Source organism: Streptomyces collinus (assembly GCF_031348265.1).
In the GTDB taxonomy this organism is placed as follows: domain Bacteria; phylum Actinomycetota; class Actinomycetes; order Streptomycetales; family Streptomycetaceae; genus Streptomyces; species Streptomyces collinus.
Genome location: NZ_CP133771.1, coordinates 2,179,479 through 2,203,853, shown reverse-complemented (window position 1 = coordinate 2,203,853; position 24,375 = coordinate 2,179,479). Strand labels below are relative to the sequence as shown.

Annotated in this window: 26 protein-coding genes; 16 read left to right on the top strand and 10 right to left on the bottom strand. The window is 72.6% G+C overall.

The features are described 5' to 3' along the window. Positions 1–13: 13 nt before the first annotated feature. The gene (gene pgfA / locus RFN52_RS09930; RefSeq protein WP_184845204.1) at positions 14–1,006 is read left to right on the top strand and encodes a cell envelope lipid trafficking protein PgfA; all 993 of its coding nucleotides are present in this window, start codon (positions 14–16) and stop codon (positions 1,004–1,006) included. Here the strand turns inward: pgfA and hrpB are convergent. Together hrpB and RFN52_RS09920 are read right to left on the bottom strand one after the other, a co-directional pair. Further along, a complete protein-coding gene (hrpB, locus tag RFN52_RS09925) occupies positions 996–3,518 on the bottom strand; it encodes an ATP-dependent helicase HrpB (protein WP_184845202.1) in 2,523 nt (840 codons plus the stop codon). The genes pgfA and hrpB overlap by 11 nt on opposite strands. Before the next feature lie 58 nt (positions 3,519–3,576). Next, entirely contained in the window at positions 3,577–4,464 is an 888-nt protein-coding gene (locus RFN52_RS09920) for a class I SAM-dependent methyltransferase (RefSeq protein WP_373308460.1), read from the bottom strand. 316 nt (positions 4,465–4,780) lie between these two features. Here RFN52_RS09920 and rpsA point away from each other — a divergent pair, with 316 nt between their 5' ends. The 4 genes from rpsA (at position 4,781) to RFN52_RS09900 (ending at position 8,550) form a co-directional block, all read left to right on the top strand. Continuing rightward, positions 4,781–6,277 (top strand): 30S ribosomal protein S1, encoded by a 1,497-nt coding sequence (gene rpsA, locus RFN52_RS09915; protein ID WP_142164567.1) that lies wholly within the window; start codon positions 4,781–4,783, stop codon positions 6,275–6,277. 228 nt (positions 6,278–6,505) lie between these two features. After that, complete coding sequence (locus RFN52_RS09910) at positions 6,506–7,444, top strand: PAC2 family protein (protein WP_184845200.1); 939 nt, start codon at positions 6,506–6,508, stop codon at positions 7,442–7,444. A 54-nt stretch (positions 7,445–7,498) separates the two neighbouring features. Next, positions 7,499–8,119, top strand: a complete 621-nt coding sequence (gene coaE / locus RFN52_RS09905) for a dephospho-CoA kinase (RefSeq protein ID WP_184845198.1) — start codon at positions 7,499–7,501, stop codon at positions 8,117–8,119. 50 nt (positions 8,120–8,169) lie between these two features. Next, positions 8,170–8,550: a tetratricopeptide repeat protein gene (locus RFN52_RS09900; RefSeq protein ID WP_184845195.1), complete on the top strand. Its 381-nt coding sequence runs from the start codon at positions 8,170–8,172 to the stop codon at positions 8,548–8,550. A 16-nt stretch (positions 8,551–8,566) separates the two neighbouring features. On the opposite strand, the gene RFN52_RS09895 is transcribed toward RFN52_RS09900, so the two are convergent. Next, entirely contained in the window at positions 8,567–8,830 is a 264-nt protein-coding gene (locus RFN52_RS09895; RefSeq protein ID WP_184845193.1) for a DUF6343 family protein, read from the bottom strand. Between the two features lie 73 nt (positions 8,831–8,903). On the opposite strand from RFN52_RS09895, the gene RFN52_RS09890 reads away from it, so the two are divergent. The 4 genes from RFN52_RS09890 (at position 8,904) to RFN52_RS09875 (ending at position 11,363) form a co-directional block, all read left to right on the top strand. Then, positions 8,904–9,815, top strand: a complete 912-nt coding sequence (locus RFN52_RS09890; protein ID WP_184845191.1) for an acyltransferase domain-containing protein — start codon at positions 8,904–8,906, stop codon at positions 9,813–9,815. Between the two features lie 113 nt (positions 9,816–9,928). Next, the gene (locus RFN52_RS09885) at positions 9,929–10,627 is read left to right on the top strand and encodes a class I SAM-dependent methyltransferase (protein WP_184845189.1); all 699 of its coding nucleotides are present in this window, start codon (positions 9,929–9,931) and stop codon (positions 10,625–10,627) included. A 3-nt stretch (positions 10,628–10,630) separates the two neighbouring features. Beyond that, positions 10,631–10,822, top strand: a complete 192-nt coding sequence (locus RFN52_RS09880; RefSeq protein ID WP_184845187.1) for a hypothetical protein — start codon at positions 10,631–10,633, stop codon at positions 10,820–10,822. Between the two features lie 73 nt (positions 10,823–10,895). Then, positions 10,896–11,363: a DoxX family protein gene (locus RFN52_RS09875; protein ID WP_184845185.1), complete on the top strand. Its 468-nt coding sequence runs from the start codon at positions 10,896–10,898 to the stop codon at positions 11,361–11,363. Positions 11,364–11,465: 102 nt separating this feature from the next. Here the strand turns inward: RFN52_RS09875 and RFN52_RS09870 are convergent, their stop codons facing one another. Then, the gene (locus RFN52_RS09870) at positions 11,466–12,080 is read right to left on the bottom strand and encodes an RNA-binding S4 domain-containing protein (RefSeq protein ID WP_184845182.1); all 615 of its coding nucleotides are present in this window, start codon (positions 12,078–12,080) and stop codon (positions 11,466–11,468) included. Positions 12,081–12,201: 121 nt separating this feature from the next. Here RFN52_RS09870 and RFN52_RS09865 point away from each other — a divergent pair, with 121 nt between their 5' ends. Continuing rightward, positions 12,202–12,972, top strand: coding sequence for a helix-turn-helix domain-containing protein (locus RFN52_RS09865; RefSeq protein WP_184845180.1), 771 nt, complete (start codon positions 12,202–12,204; stop codon positions 12,970–12,972). Here RFN52_RS09865 and RFN52_RS09860 read toward each other — a convergent pair. After that, positions 12,962–13,090 (bottom strand): hypothetical protein, encoded by a 129-nt coding sequence (locus RFN52_RS09860; protein WP_268254241.1) that lies wholly within the window; start codon positions 13,088–13,090, stop codon positions 12,962–12,964. The genes RFN52_RS09865 and RFN52_RS09860 overlap by 11 nt on opposite strands. On the opposite strand from RFN52_RS09860, the gene RFN52_RS09855 reads away from it, so the two are divergent. Next, positions 13,089–14,306, top strand: coding sequence for an MFS transporter (locus RFN52_RS09855; RefSeq protein WP_373308459.1), 1,218 nt, complete (start codon positions 13,089–13,091; stop codon positions 14,304–14,306). The genes RFN52_RS09860 and RFN52_RS09855 overlap by 2 nt on opposite strands. Before the next feature lie 85 nt (positions 14,307–14,391). Continuing rightward, a complete protein-coding gene (locus RFN52_RS09850) occupies positions 14,392–15,096 on the top strand; it encodes a uracil-DNA glycosylase (protein ID WP_184845178.1) in 705 nt (234 codons plus the stop codon). On the opposite strand, the gene RFN52_RS09845 is transcribed toward RFN52_RS09850, so the two are convergent. Beyond that, positions 15,093–15,746 carry a GntR family transcriptional regulator gene (locus RFN52_RS09845; protein ID WP_107458578.1) on the bottom strand — a complete coding sequence of 218 codons (654 nt, stop codon included), beginning with the start codon at positions 15,744–15,746 and terminating at the stop codon, positions 15,093–15,095. The two genes, RFN52_RS09850 and RFN52_RS09845, sit on opposite strands and share 4 nt — an antisense overlap. Positions 15,747–15,923: 177 nt before the next feature. Here RFN52_RS09845 and RFN52_RS09840 point away from each other — a divergent pair, with 177 nt between their 5' ends. After that, positions 15,924–17,375, top strand: coding sequence for an NCS1 family nucleobase:cation symporter-1 (locus RFN52_RS09840; RefSeq protein WP_184845176.1), 1,452 nt, complete (start codon positions 15,924–15,926; stop codon positions 17,373–17,375). A 5-nt stretch (positions 17,376–17,380) separates the two neighbouring features. Next, a complete protein-coding gene (locus RFN52_RS09835; protein ID WP_184845174.1) occupies positions 17,381–18,103 on the top strand; it encodes an aspartate/glutamate racemase family protein in 723 nt (240 codons plus the stop codon). Between the two features lies 1 nt (position 18,104). On the opposite strand, the gene RFN52_RS09830 is transcribed toward RFN52_RS09835, so the two are convergent. Then, a complete protein-coding gene (locus tag RFN52_RS09830; protein WP_184845172.1) occupies positions 18,105–18,710 on the bottom strand; it encodes a gamma carbonic anhydrase family protein in 606 nt (201 codons plus the stop codon). Between the two features lie 12 nt (positions 18,711–18,722). Then, entirely contained in the window at positions 18,723–19,124 is a 402-nt protein-coding gene (locus RFN52_RS09825) for a RidA family protein (protein ID WP_184845170.1), read from the bottom strand. Between the two features lie 213 nt (positions 19,125–19,337). On the opposite strand from RFN52_RS09825, the gene RFN52_RS09820 reads away from it, so the two are divergent. Continuing rightward, positions 19,338–20,117 (top strand): nucleotidyltransferase domain-containing protein, encoded by a 780-nt coding sequence (locus RFN52_RS09820; protein ID WP_184845168.1) that lies wholly within the window; start codon positions 19,338–19,340, stop codon positions 20,115–20,117. Here the strand turns inward: RFN52_RS09820 and RFN52_RS09815 are convergent. Then, complete coding sequence (locus tag RFN52_RS09815) at positions 20,104–21,060, bottom strand: expansin EXLX1 family cellulose-binding protein (protein ID WP_184845166.1); 957 nt, start codon at positions 21,058–21,060, stop codon at positions 20,104–20,106. The genes RFN52_RS09820 and RFN52_RS09815 overlap by 14 nt on opposite strands. A 269-nt stretch (positions 21,061–21,329) precedes the next feature. Here RFN52_RS09815 and RFN52_RS09810 point away from each other — a divergent pair, with 269 nt between their 5' ends. Then, positions 21,330–23,225, top strand: a complete 1,896-nt coding sequence (locus RFN52_RS09810) for an FUSC family protein (protein ID WP_184845164.1) — start codon at positions 21,330–21,332, stop codon at positions 23,223–23,225. A gap of 85 nt (positions 23,226–23,310) precedes the next feature. Here the strand turns inward: RFN52_RS09810 and RFN52_RS09805 are convergent, their stop codons facing one another. Next, complete coding sequence (locus RFN52_RS09805; protein WP_184845162.1) at positions 23,311–24,264, bottom strand: endonuclease/exonuclease/phosphatase family protein; 954 nt, start codon at positions 24,262–24,264, stop codon at positions 23,311–23,313. Positions 24,265–24,375 lie beyond the last annotated feature (111 nt).

The following is a 24,375-nucleotide window of genomic DNA, read 5'->3' as shown; positions in this document are numbered from 1 at the left end:
GAGGGAGGCCGAGATGCGCCGCAAGGCCGGCCTGGTCCTGCTCGCCCTCGCCGTGTTCTTCGCGGCCCTGTCCCCGCTGCTGCGCTGGTACGCCTTCCCGCGCCTCGCCAAGGTCCCCGCGAACCAGTACCAGGACATGGTCCTGGAGGCGAAGGACGCCACCCTCCTCGACTACGGCACCATGCGGGCGAAGAAGGTCCCCAAGGTCACCATCGTCCAGACCCTCAAGGGCAACGTTGAAGCCTCCGAGCGGATCGAGGAGTCGGCCGGGCGGGACGTCGTCGTCTGGGACGGCCTGTCCTACGTCGTCGGCCCCGACGGCAAGATGGTCTCCAAGATCCCCGAGCGCTACATCTTCGACGCCCACACCCAGGAACCCGTCCACGCCACCGGCGAAATGGTCGACGGCGACCCGGTGCGCCGCACGGGCATCGAGTTCAAGTGGCCCTTCCTGACGGAGAAGCGGGCCTACGAGTACTTCGACGCCCAGGCCCGCGTCACCGCCCCCATCACCTACGAGGGCACCCGGGACTTCCGCGGTCTGGAGGTCTACTACTTCGAGCAGACCATCCCCTGGACCAAGGTGAAGATCCCGAAGACCCTGCCCGTCGAGGGCCTCGCCCCCGAGGCGGTGGCACAGACCGGCACGACCCGCTGGTACACCACGGTCCGCAAGTTCTGGGTCGAACCCCTCACCGGAGCCCCCGTGTACGGAGAGGAGATCCACAAGGAGGAACTGCGCGGCGGCACCCTCCTCGGCGACCGCGACAAGGTGACCGCGTTCGCCGGCCACGTGAAGATGCGCGAGGACTACATCACGCACACCGTCGACCTGGTGAAGTCCCAGCGCCTGCTCGTCCTGCTGATGACGTCCTACCTGCCCTGGGGCTTCCTGACCCTCGGAGTCCTCCTGCTGGCCCTCGCGCTGTACCTGGAGGCGCGCAGCCGCCGCCCCTCGGGCCCGGCACCCACGGCGGCCGAGGAACCGTCGTCGGTCAGCGCCTGAGCCGCGCGTTGGTGTGCCGGGTCGGCTCGGCACCCGCCGGGTCCTCGGGCCACGGATGCTTCGGATACCGCCCCCGCAGCTCCGCCCGTACGCCTCTGTAGCCGTCACGCCAGAACGACGCGAGATCGGCGGTGACGGCGGCCGGGCGCCCGGCCGGGGACAGCAGGTGCACGAGCAGCGGCACCCCGGCTACCCGCGGCGACTCCTGGAGCCCGAACATCTCCTGCAGCTTCACCGCCAGCACGGGCTGCTCGGGCCGGGAGTAGTCGATCCGGATCCTCGAACCGCTCGGCACCGTCATCCGCTCCGGGGCCAGCTCGTCGAGCCGCCCCGCCTCACCGGAGGCCCAGGGCAGCAGCCGGGCGAGCGCCTGCCCGGCGTCGATCCGCGCCAGATCGGCCCGCCGCCGCGCCCGGCCGAGCTCCGGCTCCAGCCACTCCTCCACGCGCGCGTGCAGCGCGTCGTCGGACACGTCCGGCCAGGGCGCACCGACATGGAGCCGCAGGAACGCCAGCCGCTGCCGCAGGGCATCGGCCTCCGCCGACCACCGCAACAGCCCGAACCCCTCCCGCCGCAGCCCGTCGAGCAACGCGTCGCGCACCAGCGTGGGGTCGGCGTCCTTCAGCGCCCGCACCGTCAGCTCCACGGCTCCCAGCCGCTCCACCCTCCGCGCGACCACATCGCCGCCGTCCCACCGGACCTCGTCCCGCTCGTCGAGCAGCGCGCCCGCGGCGAGCCGGGCCACGTCCTCGTCCACGACCGCCCCCGACTGCACGCGCGCGTGCCCCTTGCCCACGGGCCGGTCCGCCACGGCGACGGCCACCCACTCCGCCCCGCGCAGCGCACTCCCCGCGCCGGCCTCCGCCCGCGTCCCGGACACCATGAGATACGACCCGCCGTCGGCCCTGGCGACCCGCTCGGGAAAGGCGAGAGCGGCGACGAGGCCGGCCTGCTGCTCCTCGGAGAGACCCGCCGGCGTCTCCGGTTCTGCCGCCGCCTTGTCGGACACACCGGAAACGGCGGCCCGCAGCCGCCGAACCTCCGTCCGCCACCGTGAGGAATAGGCGTCACCCCCACGCCGAGCACGACGCAGCGCACCGGCCAGATCATCGCCGTACTCCCGCGGAGCCTCCTCGCTCAACAGCGCCACGACCTCGGCAGCCCTCTCGGCCCCCGTGAACGGGACGGAGTCGAGCAGTGCCCGCCCCAGCCGGGGGTGCACGCCCACCCGGCTCAGCCGGACTCCCCGCTCAGTGGCCCGCCCGTCGGAGTCCACCGCCCCCACCGCCGCCAAGACCTCCCGCGCCGCCGCCATCGCCCCACTCGGCGGCCCGTCCAGCAGCGCCAGACCCGACGCGTCCGGATCCCCCCAGCACGCCACCTGGAGCGCGAACGCCGTCAGGTCGGCCACCTTGATCTCCGGCGACGGAAACCGCGGCAGACGGGCATCCTCGGCCTCCGCCCAGCAGCGGTACACCGCCCCCGGCGCCTCACGCCCGGCCCGCCCCGCCCGCTGCCGCCCGGCCGCCTGCGACGCCCGCACCGTCGTCAGCGCGCTCAGCCCGCGCGCGTGGTCCACCCGCGGCTCGCGCGCCAGCCCGGAATCCACGACGACCCGGACCCCCGGGACCGTCAGCGACGACTCCGCGACGGACGTGGCCAGCACGACCCGCCGCCGCTCCCCGGGCGCCAGCACCGCGTCCTGCACGGCCGCCGGCGCCCGCCCGTGCACCTGGAGCACCTCGACGTCACCGAGCCCGCCGAGCTGCCCGGCGACCCGGGCGATCTCGCCCACACCCGGAAGAAAACACAGCACGTCCCCCTCCCGCTCGGCCAGCGCCCGCCGCACCACGGACGCCACGTGCGCCAGCAGCGCCGGATCGACCCGCATGCCGTGCGGCGGGCGTACGGGCCGCACCGGCGGCGCCCACACGGCCTCCACCGGATACGCCGTGCCCTGCGCCTCGACCACCGGGGCCCCGCCCAGCAGCCGCGCCCACCCCTGTGCGTCGGTCGTCGCCGAGGCGGCCACCAGCCGCAGCTCCGGCCGCAGGGCCTGCCGTACGTCCCAGAGGAAGGCCGCCGCCGTGTCCGCGTCCAGGTGCCGCTCGTGGCACTCGTCCAGCACCACCACGTCCGCGCCGGCCAGCTCCTGGTCCCGCTGCAGCCGCTGGACGAGCACACCGGTCGTCACGACCTCAACGCGCGTGTGCCGCCCGACGACCCGTTCCCCGCGCACGGTGTAGCCGACGCTCTCGCCGGGCTTCTCGCCCAGCAGCCACGCCATCCGCCTTGCCGCGGCCCGGGCCGCGATCCGCCGCGGCTCGGCCACGATCACCCGCCGCTCGGGCCCCTCCCCGAGCAGCCCCGCCAGCGCCAGAGGCACCAGGGTCGTCTTGCCGGTGCCGGGCGGCGCCACGAGGACGGCGGTGCCGTGCCCGTCGAGGGCTTCGCGCAGGGCGGGCAGGGCACCGCGTACGGGCAGGGAGGCCAGGGCGTCGTCACGGATCACGCCATCAGTGTCGTACGCCCGGGGAGAGGTCCCGCCCGCGCGGGGGTCGGTCCCTCCCTCAGCCTTCGGCCGGGGGTGCCCCCGTCTCACTTCGCTCGCACACGAAGATCGCCGTGCCCGGGATCAGGTTCCCGCGCAACGGCGACCAGCCGCCCCACTCGGACGTGTTCCACACGGGCCACTCCGGCTCCACCAGGTCGACCAGACGGAAGCCCGACGCCACGACGTCCCGGACGCGGTCGCCCAGCGTGCGGTGGTGCTCGACGTAGACCGCCCGGCCCTCGTCGTCCTGCTCGACATAGGGAGTGCGGTCGAAGTACGAGCCCGACACCGACAGCCCCTCAGGGCCCGGCTCGTCCGGGAAGGCCCAGCGGATCGGATGCGTCACCGAGAACACGAGCCGGCCCCCGGGCCGCAGCACCCGGCGCACCTCCCGCAGGACCTGGCGCGGATCGGCGACGAAGGGCAGCGCCCCGTACGCCGAGCAGGCCAGGTCGAAGGAGCCGTCCGCGAACGGCAGCGCACCGGCGTCGGCGCACACCAAGGGGAAGGAACCGCCGATGCGCAGGGCGTGCTGGAGCTGCCGGTGCGAGATGTCCAGGGCGACCGGACGCGCACCCTGGGCGGTCAGCCAGCGCGAGCACTGGGCGGCGCCGGCGCCGATCTCCAGCACGTCGCGGCCCTTCAGTCCTTCCGGCGGGCCGAGCAGTTCGGCCTCCACCTCGTCCAGGCCCTCGGGCCCCCAGACGAAGCGGTCGTCGCCGAGGAACGTGCCGTGCTCGATCTGGTACTCGTCCGCGTTGCGGTCCCACCAGCCGCGATTGGCCCGGGAGCTTTCCGCGACATCGGCATCACGCCGGGTGGCCTCGGGTTCGGACGCTTCGGACTCTTGGATGATCGGCTCCCTCGTCGTACTCTTCCGTCCAGCCGGCCCCGGCGGTGTCACAAAGGGGACGTCGTACGGCCCGCGTGGCCTCGGACGACACGACTTGTGCCGGGAATGCGGCGATCCGCCCCGCGTGGGCGGCTTCGCGCATTGACCCTGCCCGGCTGCCCCCGTATGCTACAAGTTGCGCTGCGGGCCTGCGCACCTCAGACGTAGCAGGTCGCGCTCGCATCTGTTGTATGTCCCCTCGGTTGTCGAGGCGCCACCAGTGGTTTTGTGTGGCGCTTCCTTGGCTGTCCGGCTTCTTCAGAGCGAAACGGGCTCCCGGCGTAAGCAGTACCTACGACTCACTGTCCGTACCGGAGCCCTTTCCCACATGACGAGCAGCACCGAGACCACCTCTACCACTCCGCAGGTAGCGGTCAACGACATCGGTAACGAGGAAGCCTTCCTCGCCGCGATCGACGAGACGATCAAGTACTTCAACGACGGCGACATCGTCGACGGCGTCATCGTGAAGGTCGACCGGGACGAGGTCCTGCTCGACATCGGTTACAAGACCGAAGGTGTCATCCCGAGCCGCGAGCTCTCGATCAAGCACGACGTCGACCCCAACGAGGTCGTCGCCGTCGGTGACGAGATCGAAGCCCTTGTTCTCCAGAAGGAGGACAAGGAAGGCCGCCTGATCCTCTCGAAGAAGCGCGCCCAGTACGAGCGCGCCTGGGGCACCATCGAGAAGATCAAGGAAGAGGACGGCATCGTCACCGGTACCGTCATCGAGGTCGTCAAGGGTGGTCTCATCCTCGACATCGGCCTCCGTGGCTTCCTGCCGGCTTCCCTCGTCGAGATGCGCCGTGTCCGCGACCTCCAGCCCTACGTGGGCAAGGAGCTCGAGGCCAAGATCATCGAGCTGGACAAGAACCGCAACAACGTGGTCCTGTCCCGCCGTGCCTGGCTGGAGCAGACCCAGTCCGAGGTCCGCCAGACGTTCCTCACGACCCTCCAGAAGGGTCAGGTCCGTTCCGGCGTCGTCTCCTCGATCGTCAACTTCGGTGCCTTCGTGGACCTGGGTGGCGTCGACGGCCTGGTGCACGTCTCGGAGCTCTCCTGGAAGCACATCGACCACCCCTCCGAGGTTGTCGAGGTCGGCCAGGAAGTCACCGTCGAGGTCCTCGACGTCGACATGGACCGCGAGCGTGTCTCCCTGTCGCTGAAGGCGACCCAGGAAGACCCGTGGCAGCAGTTCGCCCGCACCCACCAGATCGGCCAGGTCGTGCCCGGCAAGGTCACGAAGCTGGTTCCGTTCGGTGCATTCGTCCGCGTGGACGAGGGCATCGAGGGTCTGGTCCACATCTCCGAGCTGGCCGAGCGCCACGTGGAGATCCCGGAGCAGGTCGTCCAGGTCAACGACGAGATCTTCGTCAAGGTCATCGACATCGACCTCGAGCGCCGTCGCATCAGCCTCTCGCTGAAGCAGGCCAACGAGTCCTTCGGTTCGGACCCGGCCTCGGTCGAGTTCGACCCGACGCTCTACGGCATGGCCGCGTCGTACGACGACCAGGGCAACTACATCTACCCCGAGGGCTTCGACCCCGAGACCAACGACTGGCTCGAGGGCTACGAGACCCAGCGCGAGGCGTGGGAGACCCAGTACGCCGAGGCGCAGCAGCGCTTCGAGCAGCACCAGGCGCAGGTCATCAAGTCCCGCGAGGCGGACGAGAAGGCCGCTGCCGAGGGTGGCGAGGCTGCCGCTCCGGCCGCGTCCGGTGGTGGCGGTTCGTACTCCTCCGAGGGCCCGGACAACTCCGGCGCGCTGGCCTCGGACGAGGCGCTGGCCGCTCTGCGCGAGAAGCTGGCCGGTGGGCAGAGCTGAACGCCCACTGAGCTGTAGCTCCTGATCGAGGGGCCGTACCTTTCGGGGTGCGGCCCCTCAGTCGTGTCGTCCCTCGTGCGGCTGCGGGTGGTCGGTGGCTGATCGCGCAGTTCCCCGAGCCCCTGACGGGGCGTTTCCCTCGCTGTCAAGATCATGAATCTCCTCCTGCGGGAATGCCCATGCCCGCAACGGCGTTGTGGAGTGTGAACACGAGGAGGAGCGGTCACTGTGCTTGATCCGCAGGATTTGTACGCCTGGGAGCCGAAGGGGCTGGCCGTCGTCGACATGGCGCTCGCCCAGGAGTCGGCCGGACTTGTCATGCTCTACCACTTCGACGGATACATCGACGCCGGCGAGACGGGCGACCAGATCGTCGACCGGGTGCTCGACTCGCTGCCCCACCAGGTGGTCGCCCGCTTCGACCACGACCGGCTCGTCGACTACCGCGCCCGCCGCCCGCTGCTGACGTTCAAGCGCGACCGCTGGAGCGACTACGAGGACCCCGCCCTTGAGGTGCGGCTCGTCCAGGACGCCACCGGCGCGCCCTTCCTGCTGCTGTCCGGCCCCGAGCCGGACGTGGAGTGGGAGCGCTTCGCCGCCGCCGTGAAGCAGATCGTGGAGCGGCTCGGTGTCCGCCTCTCCGTGAACTTCCACGGCATCCCCATGGGCGTCCCGCACACCCGGCCCGTCGGCCTGACCCCGCACGGCAACCGCACCGATCTCGTCCCGGGCCACGTCAGCCCCTTCGACGAGGCGCAGGTGCCCGGCAGCGCCGAGTCCCTCATCGAGTACCGTCTGCTCCAGGCCGGACACGACGTCCTGGGCGTCGCCGCCCACGTCCCGCACTACATCGCCCGCTCCCCTTATCCGGACGCGGCCCTGACGGTCCTGGAGGCCATCACGGCGGCGACCGGACTGGTCCTGCCGGGTATCGCCCACGCCCTGCGCTCGGACGCCCACCGCACCCAGACGGAGATCGACCGGCAGATCCGCGAGGGCGACGAGGACCTCACCGCGCTCATCGACGGCCTGGAGCACCAGTACGACGCCGTCGCGGGCGCCGAAACCCGGGGCAACATGCTCGCTGAACCGGTGGACATCCCGTCGGCCGACGAGATCGGCCAGGAGTTCGAGAAGTTCCTGGCGGAACGAGAAGGCGACAACTGACCCCGGTGCGGCCCGGCGGCGGCCCTGTCAGCGGCAGGGCCTAAGCTGCGGGACATGCTGAAGGTGGGCCTGACCGGCGGCATCGGCGCCGGCAAGAGTGAGGTGTCACGGCTGCTCGTCGCGTGCGGGGCCGTGCTGATCGACGCGGACCGCATCGCGCGGGAGGTCGTCGCACCGGGGACGCCGGGGCTCGCCTCGGTCGTCGAGGCCTTCGGGGAGGAGATCCTCGCCGCCGACGGCAGCCTGGACCGGCCCCGCCTCGGCGCCATCGTCTTCGCCGACGCGGACAGACTCGCCACCCTGAACTCGATCGTGCACCCCCTGGTGGGCGCCCGTTCCCGCGAGCTGGAGGAGGCCGCCGCCGAGGACGCGGTCGTCATCCACGACGTCCCGCTCCTCACGGAGAACGGCCTGGCGCCGCTGTACGACCTGGTGATCGTCGTCGACACGGCTCCCGAGACCCAGCTCGACCGGCTCGTCCGGCTGCGTGGCATGACCGAGGAGGACGCCCGCGCGCGGATGGCCGCCCAGGCGACGCGCGAGCAGCGCCGGGAGATCGCGGACATCGTGATCGACAACGACGTCCCGCTGGAGGACCTGGAGCGGCGCGTGAAGGACGTGTGGGCCGAGCTGGTGCGCAGGTCACAGGCGCCCGGGCCGTCCCCCGCGGAATAGCGGCACCCCCTGGGGGCGTTGAACCCGTCCAGTGAGGGAAGGACTCTGCCGTGCCCGAGACCAGTGGTTCGACCGGACGTACCCCGGAGACGCATGTCATCGACTTCCGCGCCGCCGAGCACCTGCTCGCGGCGCGAGACCCGCGGGGCGCGGTGAAGCTGCTCGACGGGGTCATCGCCACGCACCCGGAGAACACCGCGGCGCGGCTGCTGCGAGCGCGTGCCTTCTTCGCCGCGGCGCAGCTGAGGCCGGCGGAGCTGGAGTTCCAGATCGTTTTGGAGCGGGAGCCGGACAACGCGTTCGCGCATTTCGCGCTCGCCCGTACCTATGAGCGTCAGGGCCGTCCCGACCAGGCGAAACGCCACTTCCGCCTCGCGGCCGCGCTCGACCCGAACCCGGAGTTCCTGAAGGCGGCGAACTTCGACTCGTGAGCCGTCCCCGTCTGCTTCAGGGGCGTCGGTCCGGCGGCTGATAGGGCGGGATGCCGGGGCCCGGCTGGTAGTGCGGGCCCTGCCGGATGTGCCGCAGGACGACGGCCAGGTCGATCGTGACGATCAGCAGCAGCACACCGCAGGCGATGGCCCACCCGTTCCGCCCGGCGAGCGCGAACGCCACCGTCCCGAAGAGCGCCCAGATAAGCCCCCATACGCTCAGCCAGAAGCGCGCCCGCAGGGCACTGCGCGCGGTCCGCGGTTCATTGCCTGTACGCATCCTCGATCACCACTCCTGCTTGCAACGTACTCTTCGTGGCGAGGGTTCACCAAGGCCGACAGGGGAGCCGCCCATGCTGCCGGACGCCGACACACTGCCCGAGACCCTGCTCGACCTGGCGGTGCCGCACGAGGACATCAACGACCTGGTCGCCCTGCGACGGACGCTCACCGCGGACGCCGGGGCCATGAGGCTCGTGCAGGAGTGCGTCGAGGAGCTGGTACGGGACATCGGAGAGGCCGGGGTCGAGGTGCCGCTCGCCGAGCGCGTCGCCGAAGCCCCGGCCGCGCTGGCTCCGTACTTCGCCGTGTACGTGTTCGTCGCGGCGTTGCCGTACACGCGCTCCTACCACCGGGAGCGGGGTGTCACGGCCGATGTCAGCCGCCGCACCCTCGCCGACCTCGGACGGAACATGGCGTTCCACCGGCGTCGGCACGGCAGGGGAGGGGTGGAGGTCCCGCAGTGGCTCACCCGTCACTTCCGCGGTGAGCTGTACCAGCTGGGGCGGCTCCAGTTCGAGCGGGCCCGCCTCGGGCAGCGGACGGGGCGGGCGGTGGCGAGGTCCGGTTTGGACGTGGTGCCGGGGGAGCCCTGCCTGAACCTGCACATCCCCGACTTCCACGGGCCGCTGTCACCGGCGGCCTGCGACCGGTCCCTCGAACTGGCGCGAAAGTTCTTCGCCCGCCATTTTCCACGGGAACGGTATCGGGTGGCGGTGTGCCATTCCTGGCTGCTCGACCCGCAGTTGAAGCACCATCTGGCCCCGGACTCCAACATCGTCCGCTTCCAGGAACGCTTCGAGCCCGGCCGTGACCCCGGTGAGGAGCCGGAACCGGCGGACACCGAGCCCGTCCGCTTCGTCTTCGGGGACCCGGACCTGCCGGTGGCCGGTCTGCCGAGGCGCACGTCGGTGGAGCGGGCGGTGGGGGACCACCTGCGGGCGGGCGGTCACTGGTACGTGCGGCACGGCTGGTTCCGGCTGTAGCCGTCAGCTCTCAACTCCCCGCCCACGCCCTTCCCTTCGCTCGGTCGGGTGAAGACGGCCGTCACGGGAACGGGCGTGCGGATGCGGCCCGTTGGACGGGCATGGAGATGAAAATGCGTGAGGGGTACGAGGGGACGGGACCCGGGGCCATCACCCCGGACGGCTGCGCGGTGGAGCTCTACTCCCGGTTGCCCGTCGGGGACGAACCGGATGTCATCGCCGCCGCCGTCCCCGAGGGCGCGAGCATCCTGGAGCTCGGCAGCGGGGTCGGACGCATCACCCACGCCCTGCTGGAGCGCGGATTCACGGTCACGGCGGTGGACGAGTCCGCCCCGATGCTGGAGCACGTGCACGGTGCGCGCACGATATGCAGCCCGATCGAGGAACTGGACCTGGGCGAGACGTTCGACCTGGTGCTGCTCTCGTCGTTCCTCGTGCACACGGGAGACGCCGAGGTGCGGCGCGGCATGCTCCGCACCTGCGCACGCCATGTCGCGCGGGGCGGCTGCGTGCTGATCCAGCGGGAGGGCGAGGACTACCACGAGAACGTGCCGCGCGAGCGCAGGGACCCCAGCGGTTTCACCGTGCGGATCGCATCCTCGGAGCCGGTCGGCGACGGGGTCAACTCGGTGCGCGCGGAGTACGAGTTCCCGGACGCGGTCTGGACCCAGACGTTCCGGGCCCGGCCCCTGACCGAGGAGCAGTTCGAGGAGGCCCTCCAGGAGGCGGGCCTGAAGGTGGACCGCACTCTGACAGAGGATCGGATGTGGGTGCGGGCGGTGCCGGCGGTGCCCGCGGAGTTGGGGGGCTAGGCGGTGGTGGTGTGTGAGGGGCTGCCCGGGGGAGGGGATCCGGGGCGGCTGAGCGACTACGACACGGTCGCCACCTCCCTGGCGCTCCTAGGCGACGCGGAGCTGCGGGAACTGGTGGACAGAGCGACACCGTTGGGCACCGGCATCGGCGGATCATCGGCCCGGCTGCACGTGTCCGGCACGCCGGTGCGATGAGTTCCGGGGCGATGGCCGGTCTGTCTCTCCGGCACCGTGACACCACATGCACCGCTTCGCCCAGGAGGGCTTCATGTCCGAGACCACCGCTGCCGTCACCGCCGACTCCACCCCGGCCGGCGTCGTCATCGCCGAGTCCGCGACCGCTCGGGGGCGGCGTGCCCGGATCGCCCTGCGCGCACTGCAGGTTGCGCTCGCCCTCTTCTACGCGATCGCCAGTGCCCTGCCCAAGCTGATCGGGCACGCGTCGGCCGCCGAGTCGTTCGAGCGGCTCGGCTGGGGGAGCGCGGGGATGTACACCATCGGCGCGCTCGAACTGGCCGGGGCGATCGCCCTGTTGATCCCGGTGCTCCAGTCGGTGGCGGCGATGGCGCTGGGGGCGTTGATGGTGGGCGCGTTCGTCGTGCAGATATCCGTCTTCGACGGGCAGTATGCGGCGACGCCGGTGATCCTGATCGTGCCGCTCACCCTCATAGCGTGGGCACGACGGGAGCACAATGCGGATCTGCTTCGGCTGCTGCTGCGCCGGCGGCGGGCGTGACCGGATGGAGGCGTGGCGCACGCGGCTCCGGTGGTGTCGGGGAGGGGTGAAGACCCGTCACCCGGCGCCGCGCCGTGGGGTGGCGCCGGTTCCTCGGCCCGCTCACGGCCTCCGTTCGCGTGAGCCGCTGCCGAAGCCCGCGCCGGGGCCGCCGCCCGGACCAGGGCCGAGACCGGGCACGCTGCCGGGGGCCGTCACGCCGCGGAGGCGTTCCATGTCGCGGCGGTCGCGCTTCGTCGGCCGGCCCGCGCCGCGGTCGCGGATACCGGCGGGGGCGACGGCCTCGCGGGGCGGGGGCGGCGGGGAGTTGTCGACGTAGCACTGGGTGGCCACGGGCGCCCCGACCCGCTTGCGGATCAGCCGCGTGACGATGACGACCCGCTCGCGGCCCTCGTGCCGCAGACGCACTTCGTCACCGACGCGGACGCCGTGTGCGGGCTTCACGCGCTCGCCGTTGACGCGCACGTGGCCGCCCCGGCAGGCGGAGGCTCCCATGGAACGGGTCTTGACGAGCCGTACGGACCAGATCCAGCTGTCGACGCGGACGGTCGTGCCGGCCTGCGGGCCCGCGGCCTCGGCAGCGGCGATCGCCGCGGCGACCTTCGGGTCAAGAGACTGGGGCTCGCTGCCCGCTGAGCCGCCGGCCGGCTCGGGGGACTCGGCCGCCGGGTCTGCGGTCCCGTCCGTCCTGTCGTGCTGCGCACCCTCAGAAGCCATGCCTCGACCTTAGCCCTCCGAGGCGCTCAACCGGACGAAATTTCGCCCCCGAACCCGACTCTGCCAAACAATTTTTGCAAAAACTCTTTTGCTAAGTTGCTCGTCCGCCTAACCTCCCGGCATGGACAGCGACGAGCACAAGCGCGTACTCGATCCCGAGCGCGACACCGCCGCCCTCAAGGCGCTCACCCACCCTCTGCGTATCCAGCTGCTCGGACTGCTGCGGCAGCACGGGCCCGCCACGGCGAGTGAGCTGGCCGCGCGGACGGGGGAGTCGTCGGCGTCGACCAGCTACCACCTGCGGGTGCTGGCGAAGTACGCGTTCATCGCCGAGGCCGAGCACCGCGACGGGCGGGAGCGGCGGTGGCGGGCGCTGCACACCCTCACGTCCTGGAGCAACGAGTCGATGGAGGCCACCGAGGCGGGCCGGGCCTTCGTCGGCCTGGCGCGTCGGCGGCAGATCGAGCACCTGGAGAGGTCCCTCGCCCGGTACGAGGCGGACCTGGCCGCCGGGCGGCTCGGCCAGGAGTGGGTGGAGCCGTCCGGGATCACCGACCTCATGCCCCGGCTGACGGCCGCGTCGCTCACCGAGCTCTTCGACACCGTCGCCGGGAAGCTGGAGGAGCTGACCGCGCGGGACGCGGACGATCCGCGCGCCGAACACGTCGTGTTCGTCGCAGCCGGACTCCCGCTCGCCGCCCCCGAACACGCCGCCCCCGAACACGCCGCCCCCGAACACGCGGACCGCGAGCCGGAAGACCACGAGGCCGAGGACCGGCACCCCGCGGACCTCGACCCCGCAGACCCCGCCCCCGCGGACCGCGAGACCGCAGGCCGTGACCCGGAAGACCGCGCCGTCACAGCCCACGACGCCGAAGATCTCAACCCGTGACGCCGCCCGTGACGCCGCCCTTGATGCCGCTCATGACCGACCCGCCCGGGGAGCGGGCCGCTCGTCGTCGGTACGTCGCCGTCTGCGCGCTCCTCTGGCTGCCGACAGGACTGGGCATGGCCACGATGGTCCTGCTGTTCACCGAGCGCGGCATGTCCCTCGCCGCGGTCGCGGGGCTCTTCGCCGCGCACTCGCTGACCGTCGCCGCACTGGAGCTGCCCACGGGAGGCCTCTCGGACGTCCTCGGGCGCCGGCCGGTCCTGGCCGTGGCCGGAGGACTCGGCGTCGTCGCCTTCGCGCTGACAGGCCTCGGCACTTCCGCCTGGCTGCTCACCGCCGGCATGGTGCTCATGGGCGTGGCCCGGGCCCTGGCCAGCGGAACCGCCGAGGCCTGGTACGTCGACACCGTCCAGGCCTGCTCCGGCCCGGACGCCGAGCTGCGCACGGGCCTGGCCCGGGGCGGCTCCGCGACCTCCGTCGCACTCGCGGCCGGCATCCTGCTCGGCGGCGCCCTGCCCTGGCTGCTCGGTCTGGGGCCCGACCTCGGCGCCCGGCTGAGCGAGGCGACGTCCGGGTCGGTGCTGCCCCTGTCCGTTCCCCTGCTGCTGGGGGCCGGACTGAGGGTCGTGTTCGTCGCGTATGTGCTCACCGCCCTGCGGGAACCCCCGAGGCCGCCGGCCACCCTGCGTTCGGTGCTGCGCGGCGTCCCGGTCACGGTGGTCGACGGGCTCCGGCTGGGCGGACGGGACGCGCTGGTCCGCCGGATCCTGCTCGGTGCCGCGGCCGCCGGAAGCGCCCTGGCCGCCGTCGAACTGCTCGTACCGGGCCGCACGACGGCGCTGACCGGCTCGAACGGCTCCGGAGCGATGGTCTACGCCGCCCTGTCCTGCGCGGGCTTCCTCTGCTCCGGCCTCGGCAGCCACCTCGCGCCGCTCACCGCCCGGCTTGCGGGCAGTGGCGAACGTGCCGTGCTGGTCAGCCTCGCGGCCGGGGCGGGCGGCCTGCTGCTGCTCGGGGTCACCGCCTCCTCCGTCCACCCGGCAGCCACGGCCCTCGCGGCGGCCGGCTTCGGACTGGTGTACCTCGGACTCGGCGCGGCGGCCCCGAACGAGAACGACCTGCTGCACCGCCGGGTCGACGGTGCGGGCCGTGCCACCGCCCTGTCCGTCCAGTCCCTCGCCCAGCAACTGGTCGGCGCGCTCACCGGCCTGGCCGTCGGCGTGCTGCGGCCGGGCCCCCTGCCCTGGCTCCTGACGGGCGCCGCGCTGCTGGCCGGGGCCCTGCTCTGGCTGCGCCGGAGCGACGAGCGGGCCGTGCAGGTCTCCGCAGTCTGAGCCCCGCGGAGGGCGGGTCGGTACCGGTCCGCGTGGACCTCGCCCTCGTGACGACTACGACCCCGCCTGCGCCTACGGTGGAGTGATGGACGCCAGCGGACTCACCCTCCTCGACCGGCGCATCGCCGACTGCCGGGCCTGCCCGCGACTGGTCTCCTGGCGCGAGGAGGCGGCCCGTGTCAAGCGAGCCGCCTACGCCGACTGGACGTACTGGGGCCGTCCGGTGCCCGGCTTCGGGCCCGCGGACGCCCGGCTGCTGATCGTGGGGCTCGCCCCCGCCGCCCACGGCGGCAACCGCACCGGCCGGATGTTCACCGGCGACCGCTCCGGAGACGTCCTCTACAAGGCGCTGCACGACGTGGGCCTCGCCTCCCGGCCGACCGCCGAGCACGCCCACGACGGCCTGGAACTGTACGGCGTGCGCGTCACCTCGCCCGTGCACTGCGCCCCGCCCGCCAACAAGCCCACCCCCGAGGAGCGGGACACCTGCCGCCCCTGGCTCGTGCAGGAACTGCGGCTGCTGCGCCCGACGCTGCGGGCCGTGGTCGTGCTCGGTGCCTTCGGATGGCAGGCGGCGCTGCCGGCGTTCGCCGCGGCCGGCTGGTCCGTGCCCCGGCCGCGCCCCGCCTTCACCCACGGCGCCCGGTACCCCCTGGACGGCCTGGAACTCTTCGGCTGCTTCCACGTCAGCCAGCGCAACACCTTCACCGGCCGGCTCACCCCCACGATGCTGCGCGAGGTCCTGAGCACGGCCGGGCGGGCGGCGGGCCTGCCCACCGGCACTCCCTAGGGAGCCTCCTCGCCGAACAGGTGCCGGACCGTGGAGCGGTAGTTGGTCCGCACGTGCGTCAGCGCGTGCGCGCGGGCCCGTTCCGGGTCGCCCGAGGCGATGGCCTCGTACAGCTCGCGGTGCTCCACGAGGAGCTGCGGCCACTCCTCGTTGCGCCGGGTCATCCAGCGCAGGCGGCCGGCGACCGGTTCCAGGGCCTCGGTCAGCAGGCTGTTGCCCGCCATCGCCATGATGCGGTCGTGCAGACGGCTGTTGACGTCGGTGATCACCTCGGCGTCCCCGGCCTCGGTCGCGGTGGCCGCGCGGTCGACCAGTTCCTGGACCTCCGCCAGGTCCTCCGGCGTCGCCCGGGAGGCGGCGAGTCCGGCGGCGTAGACCTCCAGGGCTTCTCGCAGTTCGAACAGTTCCTTGACGTCGGTCGGGGTGAGACGGCGTACTACCGTGCGGCGGGGTGTCTCGAAATGGACGAAGCCCTCGGCCACGAGGGCCCGGATCGCCTCCCGGACGGGCACGCGCGAGACACCGAAACGTTCCGCCAGCTCGCGTTCGACCAGGCGGTCCCCGGGACGGAGGCTGCCCGCGATGATCTCCTGGCGCAGATCGGCCGTGACGCGTTCGCGTACCGCTCCGAGGGGTTCGATCTTCGTCATGCAGCCCATCTTCGTCGACGCGAGGTGTCTTTTACGCGGCGTTAACAAGAGCGACATCGGTCAGAACGGTTGACGGGGAGACCATGACCGCAGTTTGGTATACCAAACACTCGCAGGGTGCCCCCCCCACCGTCCTGCGGAGCAGTCCTCCGTCGTCCCCTTGCTCATGGAGGCCCCGTGTCACTCGCCGACCGTGCCGCAGACACCGGCACCCCAGCGTTCGTCCCCGATCCCCGGCTCACCAACGAAGACCTCGCGCCCGCCAAGAAGCGCAACTGGAAGGTCTTCGACCTCTTCGCCATGTGGATGTCCGACGTCCACAACCTCGGCAACTACACCTTCGCCGCCGGACTGCTCTTCCTCGGCATGAACGTCTGGCAGATCTTCACGTCCCTGCTCGTCGGGTTCGTGATCATCTACATCGGCATGAACTGGATGGGGAAGATCGGCCAGCGCCACGGCGTGCCCTTCCCGGTGGTCAGCCGGATCGCCTTCGGCATCTGGGGCGCCAACATCCCAGCGCTGATCAGGGCCGTGATCGCCATCATGTGGTACGGCATCCAGACCTACCTCGCCTCGGTCGCCGTCAACGTGATGCTGCTGGCGGCCTGGCCGGGCCTGGAGTCGTGGACGCACAACTCCTTCCTCGGCCTGGACGCGCTCGGCTGGGTCTCCTTCATCGCACTGTGGCTGGTGCAGGCGGCGATCATCAGCCGGGGCATGGAGTCGGTCCGCAAGTTCCAGGACTTCTGCGGCCCGGCGATCTGGTTCGTGATGATCGCGCTGGCCGTGTGGGTCCTCTACAAGGCCGACTGGACGATCTCGCTCACCTCCACCCCGCACCCGGTCTCCGTCGGCGAGCAGTGGCGCCAGTGGTTCGGCGCGATCGGCCTGGTCCTCGCCACCTACGGCACCCTGATGCTCAACTTCTGCGACTTCTCCCGCTTCGCCCCCGACTACAAGTCCGTCAAGCGCGGCAACTTCTGGGGCCTGCCGGTCAACTCCACGGCCTTCGTGATCGTGTCGGTCATCGTCACCGCGGGCGCCTTCGAGGTCTTCGGCAAGGAGATCACCGACCCCGCCTACCTGGTCGCCGAGATCGGCAACACCTGGGTACTGGTGCTGGGCGCGCTGACCTTCGCCATCGCCACCATGGGCGTCAACATCGTCGCCAACTTCGTCTCACCGGCCTACGACCTGGCCAATGTGTGGCCGCAGAAGATCACCTTCAAGATCGGCGGCATGATCAGCACGGTCGCGGCCCTGCTCGTCACCCCCTGGAACCTCTTCTCCAACCCGACCGTCGTGAACTACTTCCTCGGCGGCCTCGGTGCCTTCCTCGGCCCGCTGTTCGGCGTGATCATGGTCGACTACTACTGGGTCAAGCGCGGCCGGGTGAACGTGGACGAGCTGTTCGACGCCTCTCCCGGGGCCCGCTACCACTACCGCAGGGGCTTCAACCCCAAGGCGCTGTGGGCGTTCCTGCCGGCGGCGGGTGTCGCGGCGGTGCTCGCGCTGGTGAAGACCTTCAGCGACGTGGCCCCGTACTCCTGGTTCATCGGCACGGCGCTCGCCGCCGGCCTGTACGCGGCCCTGTGCCGTCCCGAGCGCGCCACCGCGGAGGTCTGAGAGACGTGCGAATCGTCGTCACCAACTGCAACACCACGCAGGAGATGACCGAGGAGATCGTACGAGGTGCCCGGGCCGCCGCAGGTCCGGGCACCACCGTGACCGGACTGACTCCCGCCTGGGGGCCGGCGTCGGCGGAGGGCTGGCTCGACAGCTACCTGTCCGCCGCGGCCGTCCTGGACACGCTGCGGACCTATGACGGAGCGCCGTACGACGCCGTGGTCATGGCCGGATTCGGGGAACACGGCAGGGAGGGCGTGCGGGAACTGGTGGACGTACCGGTCGTCGACATCACCGAGGCCGCCGCACACCTCGCCTGCCTGCTGGGCCGCCGCTACGGCGTCGTGACCACGCTGGAGCGCTCGTGCGGCCAGATCGAGGACAGTCTGGAGACGGCGGGCGTGGCACGGAACTGCGCGGCTGTCGTCGGAACGGGCCTGAACGTGCTCGACCTCGGCGACGACGAACGCACCGAGACGGCGTTCCTGGCCGCCGCCGAACGGGCCTGCGCGGCCGGGGCGGAGGCCCTCGTCCTCGGCTGCGCCGGCATGACGGGGCTGCAACGGGTCGTCGGGGAGAAGCTGGGCCTGCCGGTCGTCGACGGGGTCGCGGCGGCGGTCAAACTGGCGGAGTCCCTGGTGGCACTGGGGCTGACCACGAGCCGGGTGGGGAGCTACGCCGAGCCGCTCCCGAAACGGAGGGCATGGGGCAGGCCCGCGGGGCGGTAGCTCATGCCGGGCCGTCGAGGGTGACGTCGTCGTGATGGGCTCCGTAGAACCCCACCTGCCGGGCCATCACCTCCCGCATCGGCGTGCCCCGCGGGATGCCGTACACCGTGCCGGGGAAGTCCAGCGCCTCCTGGATCTGCCAGAGTTCGTCGTGCTCCCCGGGGGCGAAGAGCCGGGCCCGGGGCGCGCCCGCCGCGATCCAGCCGATGGGCAGGACGGTGCCGGGCGGCAGCACGGAGTTGACGTGCAGCACGCTGTGGATGCGCAGCTCCGAACCGGCACCCGCTACGGCCCCCGGGAAGACGCAGGCGCCCGTGGCCACGAAGACCTCGTCCTCCAGGGTCGCCCCGTTGACATGGGCGTGCGGGCCGATCAGCACCGCGTCACCGATTACGGCGGGGTGCGCGGACCGACCCCGCACCAGCGCGTTCTCCATCACGACGACGTCCGACCCGGTCCGCACCTCGCCGTCCTCCGCGGTGAGCACGGCCCCGTGCAGCACCCGGCTGCGCTCACCGAGGACGACGGCCCCGCACAGGACGGCCGTCGGGGCGACGTACGCGGACTCGGGGACGACGGGACGCCGCCCGCGGTGCTCGATCAACATGGCGGTCCTCGCCTACTCGGGAACGACGGCTGTCGCCGTAATCTCCACCAGCTGCCCCGTGTACCCGAGGCACGCCACGCCGATCAGCGTCGAGGAGTGCGGGCCCGTACTGAGGCCGGACGCCTCGACCACACTCCAGACGGCCGACAGTACGGCCGGTTCACCGCTCACCACGTAGACGTCGGTCGCCACGACGTGCGCCAGATCGCTGCCGACGGCGTCCAGTTGCTCCCGCAGGTTGGCGATGACCTGCTCGGCCTGCCGCACCGGATCCCCCGGCCCGACCAGCGCGCCGTCGGGGCCCAGCGGAACGGAACCGGCGAGGAACGCCAGCCGCGTGCCGGCCTCGACGACGGACACATGGGAGTAGGCGGGAGGCGGGAAGAGGGCCGGGACGGTGACGCGGCGGATCACGTGGGGTCTCCGATCTGCGGGCGGCGACAGGACAACCCGTCGATCATGGGCGCCCCGGCACGCACACGCACCCGTATTTCGGTTCCCGGCGACCGGACCGTCCCCCTACGCTTCCCCGGACCCGTGTGCCCAGCCCTCCGCGCATCCCGACCGCCCGACCCGCCCGCCCAGCCTCCTACGCATCCCGACCGCCCGCCCGCCCAGGAGCCCGCCGTGCCGACCGTCCCGGACCACGCCTTCCTCGCCACCACCGCCGACTGCCTCGCCGCCCTGCCCGCAGTGGAGGCCGTCGCCCTCGGCGGCTCCCGGGCCCTGGGCACCGAACGGCCCGACAGCGACTGGGATCTGGCGGTCTACTACCGCGGCGCCTTCGACCCGGCCGAGATCCGTGCGGTCGGCTGGGAGGGCGAGGTCTGCGAGCTCGGCGCCTGGGGCGGCGGCGTGTTCAACTCAGGCGCCTGGCTGACGATCGAGGGCAGGAGGGTGGACGTCCACTACCGCGATCTGGCCGTCGTCGAACACGAACGGGCCGAGGCGGAACAGGGCCGCTTCCGCGTCGAGCCCCTCATGTTCCACCTGGCCGGCATCCCGACCTACCTCCTTCTCGCCGAACTCGCGATCAACCAGGTGCTGCGGGGCGAACTGCCGCGTCCGGGCGCCTATCCGCCGCCACTGCGCGTCAGCGCCCCGGCGCACTGGCACGGCATGGCCGCGGCCGGCCTCGCCTACGCCAGGGCCGGCCACGCCCCGAAGAACGCCGTCACCCAGGTCGCGGGCGCGATCGCCCTCGCCGCGACCCAGACCGCACACGCGGTGCTGGCGGCGCGCGGGGAGTGGGTCACGAACGACAAGGGGCTGGTGGCGCGGGCGGGACTACAGGAGGTGGACACGCTCGTGCGGAACCTCCCGGACGGCCCGGCCGCGCTCACCCGGGCCGTCACCGACGTGGAGACGCTCCTCGCCCGGGCCGTTCGCGCCGTCACCGCCGGCTGAACTGCACGCGGGTCGGCTGGACGGTGTCCGGGCGGATCGCGAGGCCGTCGACGGTGAGCTGTTCACCGTAGATGTCGGTGAGCCTGAGGGAGCCGCCGCAGCCGGTGCCGTCGGGGGAGAGGAAGTAGTTGTACTCGGTGCGCGTCAGCCGGCTCCAGCCGCCGCCGGACCTGACCTCCAGTCGGGCCAGCGGGTTGCGGTGGCCGAGTGCCTGGATGCCGCACCAGTGGCGGCTGGAGCCGGTCTTGTAGCGGATGGCGACCGAGTCGGACGTGCCGGGGCTCAGCAGGCTCCAGGTGATCGGTATGCGTCCCGCGGACAGGCCGGCGAGCTTCGCGAAGGCCTCCTTGCTGAGGTCGAGTTGCCCGGGGGCGCACGGCAGCGGGCACTCGTTGGTGACCCGGACGGTGACGGAGGCGCCGCTTGCCGCGCGGACCAGGATGTACGCCCCGCACGCCTTTGACGTCTCGTAGTCGGCGTGGTTCATCGCCGCGACCATGAGATCGGGGCTCGGGCCGTACAGGCAGGCGCCGTCACCGTCCTTCGCGTCGTAGTGGGTGGCGACGCCGGTGTAGGCGGTTCCGGGCTTGATCCGTCCCGCCAGGGGTGCGGTGCCGGACGCCGGACGCGGCGCGGACGGCCGGGTGGCGGCGGGCGAGGGCCGCGCCGGCGGAGTGGTCGCGGAGGCCGCGGCGCCCGGGGTGCGCCTCGGCGCCGGGGAGGTCTTCGAGGGCTTCGGTGCCGGTGCGGGCTTGTGTGTCGTCGGCGAGGCGCTCGGGCGGGTGGCGGCCGTCCCGGCAGCCGTCCGTACCGTGTCCGGTTCGCCGCCCGGGCGCAGGGCGATCACGAGCGAGACCAGGAGTCCCACGGCCGCCACGGCGACGGTCCAGACGAGGGCCGTGCGCCGCTTGCGGAGGGGACGGCGATGGGATGCGGATGCCACGGATGAGTCCTTCGAGTCCTTGCGTGGTTCAGGAGAACGCGCGCTCACGACTCACCAGTGGTCGCCGGGTCCGGAAAGGTTGCCGGGGCTCGCTTCCGGGATTGCGTACATTCCGGATTGCGTACATAAAGAACGCCGGTTCCGAGCGGTCCGACACGTTCCGGAAACCTATCCTCCAGGAACCCCGCCTACCGTGGGCAGCCACACACCGCCCCGGCCGCCGTCGCCCGAAGGCTCTCCCCTGCCCTCGTCGAGACGTCAGGAGCCCCGTGTCCCGCCGCATCGCCCCGCATCTGCCGCCCTGGCTCGCGCACGCCCTGAGCGCACAGCGGGGGCCGGTGCCCTGGAGCGCGGTGACGCGGGGGGCCCTGTCCGCCGGGCCGTTGCTGCTCGTGGCCGTGCAGACCGGTCTGACCTCCCTCGGCGTCGTCGCCGCCGTCGCCGCCATGCTGGCCGGGATCAACGACCGGCCCGGGAGCCGGCGCGTCTCGGTCAAGCGGATCGGAGTGCCCGCCCTGGGCGGTGCGCTGGGCCTCGTGATCGGGACCTACACCGGGCAGGAGACCGGGTCGGTCGTGCTCACCGTGGTCCTCACGGCCGTCGGGCTCGTCGCCGGAGGGATGAGCGCCGTCGGTCCCGTCGCCTCCGCCGTCGGGACGCAGCTGCTGGTCGGCTCGGCGATCGGCGCCGGGATGCCCCTGCCCGAGCCGGGCTGGGAGCGGGCGCTCGCCTATCTCGCCGGGGCGGGATGGCTGCTCGTGCTGCGGCTCGTCCTGCCCACGCCCGGCTCCCTCGCCGGTGACTTCCGCTTCGACGGGGAGCGCGCGGCCGTGGCCGGTGTGTACGAGGCCGTCGCCGAACTGCTCGACGCCGTCGGCGGGCCGGACGCCATCCGCCGCCGGGCCGCCCTGACCGCCGCCCTCGACCACGCCCAGGACGCCCTCGCCGGGCCCCGGCTGCGGAGGTACGCCTCCTCCTCCACCGAGCGGCGGCTGCACGCGCAGTACGCCGCCGCCCTGCCCCTCGCCGAGGCCGCCACCGCGCTGGCCTGGGCCGAGGAGCCCATAGCCGAACGGGCCTCCGAAGGCCCCCGGCGGCTCGCCGCCGCCGTGCGCGGGAACACCCACACCGGGCCGCTGCCCGCCCCGTCCCGGTCGGCACCCGCCCTGCGCGCCCTCGACGACGCCCTCCTGCACGCCGCCGAGGTGTTCGACCAGGGCCGGGGCGGTGATCTGCACACCCGTCCCCGCAGTGCAGGGGACCGGCTGCGCGCCGCCTTCGGCAGTGCCGGACGCGAGTACGGACTGCGCGTAGCCCTCTGCTTCGGCGCCAGCTCCGCGGTCGCCCAGGCGCTGCACCAGAGCCAGTGGTACGGGCAGCACGAGCACTGGTACTGGCTGCCCGCCACCGCCGTGTTCCTGGTCAAGCCCGACCTGGGGCCGCTGGCCTCGCGGGTGCTGAACCGGGCCGCCGGGACCGTCCTCGGGGCGCTGCTCTTCGCGGGGCTCGCCGCGGTCCTGCCCCGCCCGGAAGGGCTCATCGCGCTCGTCGCCCTCAGCGGCGCGCTCATACCCGTGGCCACCCGCCACTTCGCCGCCCAGACCGCCGTCGTCACCGTCCTGGTCCTCGCACTCGTCATGGTCGGCGGCGAGCCCCAGGCCTCCGCCGGCCGGATCGGCGAGACGCTGCTGGCCTGCGCGATCGTGCTGATCGTCGGACACCTGCCGATGCCCGGACAGCGCGGCGGGGGAGTGCGCGCCCGGCTCGCGGCGGCGAGCGACGCCGCGCACGCCTACCTCACGCACGTCCTCGACGAGGCCGACGCCCCCCGCATCGGGACCTCGGGCACGCCCTCCGACCACCGCACCACCCGCTGGACCCTGCGCCGCGAGGCCTACCGCACCCTGGCCGAGGCCCGGTCGGCCATCTCCCTCTCCGCACACGAACTGCCCGCCCTCGCCCGGCACACCGAGGGCGCGGACGAGGTGGCCGGCCTCCTCGAACGCCTCGTCGACACCACGACCGCCTGCGCCGTGCACCTCGACGACAGGGGCCGGCTCGGGCCCCGCCACGAGGAGCGCCTCGCGGCCGTCCTCGCCGAACTCTCCCGCCGGGGTGAGCGGGTGGGACTACGGCCACCGCCCCGGACACCCCTCGCCGGCTAGTCCCGGCGGGCCATCGCCGTCGGGGCCGGCCCGCCGTTCCTGAGCGTCCTCGCCCGTAGCGGGCGTCCCGGCACCGTCACTCCGCTCAGCCGCCGACCCGTACCCACACCGGAGCGTGGTCCGACCCGGGTTCGCCGCGGCGCTCCGCCGGATCGGGGCCGACCGACGGCAGGCCGGGCGGGCCCTCGCCCGGCAGGCCCGTGCCCGCCGCCGTCGTCCGGTGCACCAGGCGGTGGCTCAGCAGCACGTGGTCGATCAGCTCGCGCCGCCCGGAGTTCACCCGGGACCAGCGCTGCCCGGGCGGGATGAGCGGGGCCACGTCCCACAGCCGCGTCGCGTCGCCCCGGTCGGGCCGGTCGTAGCCCGGGGTGCCGATCTCCGAGCCGGGCGGGCCGAGCAGGATCTGCGTGGTCGCCGCCTGCACCTCGTCGTTCAGGTCGCCCAGTATCGCCACGTCCCGCCCCTGCCCGTCACCGGCCAGCAGCTCGTCCGCGAGCGCGCGCAGCGCCGTCGCCTCGGCCGCCCGGCGGTACAGGGCGTAGGCGCCGTAGCGGGCCCGTTCGCCCTCGTCGCGCGGCTGGAACCGGCCGTCCGGGTACGACAGCAGCTTCGACTTCAGATGGCAGACGGCCACCCGCAGCGGCCCGTCCCCGCCGTCGATCTCCACGGCCAGGACGCCCCGCCCCGCCTGCCCCGCCGTCAGCCCCGCATCGTCCGCCTGGACGGGACGCAGCTGTGCCGGGAACGCCCGCGTGTCGGCCACCACCGTCAGCGGCGTACGGCTCAGGAACCCGACCCGTATGCCCCGGCTGTCCGGATGCTCGGACACGGCGACGTGCCAGTCGTCGTCGAGCATCCCGGCCAGGTCCTTCAGGGCCTCGGGGTCGCCGACCTCCTGCACGCCGAGCAGGGCCGGATCGAGTTCCGTGATCACGGCGGCGAGCGCGGCGAGCTTCGCCTCGTACCCGGCCTCGTCCGGCGGGCCGTACGGGCCGCCGGGCCGGTAGAGGTTCTCCAGATTCCAGGTGCCGAGGAGCATGCCGGGCTCCTTTCAGAAGCCGACAGACGGGGTGGTGAGGCCAGGGTGCGCGCCCGGCCCGCCCCGCGACAGAGCCGTGACGGGATGTGCGGTTCGGCTCATGCCGCCCTA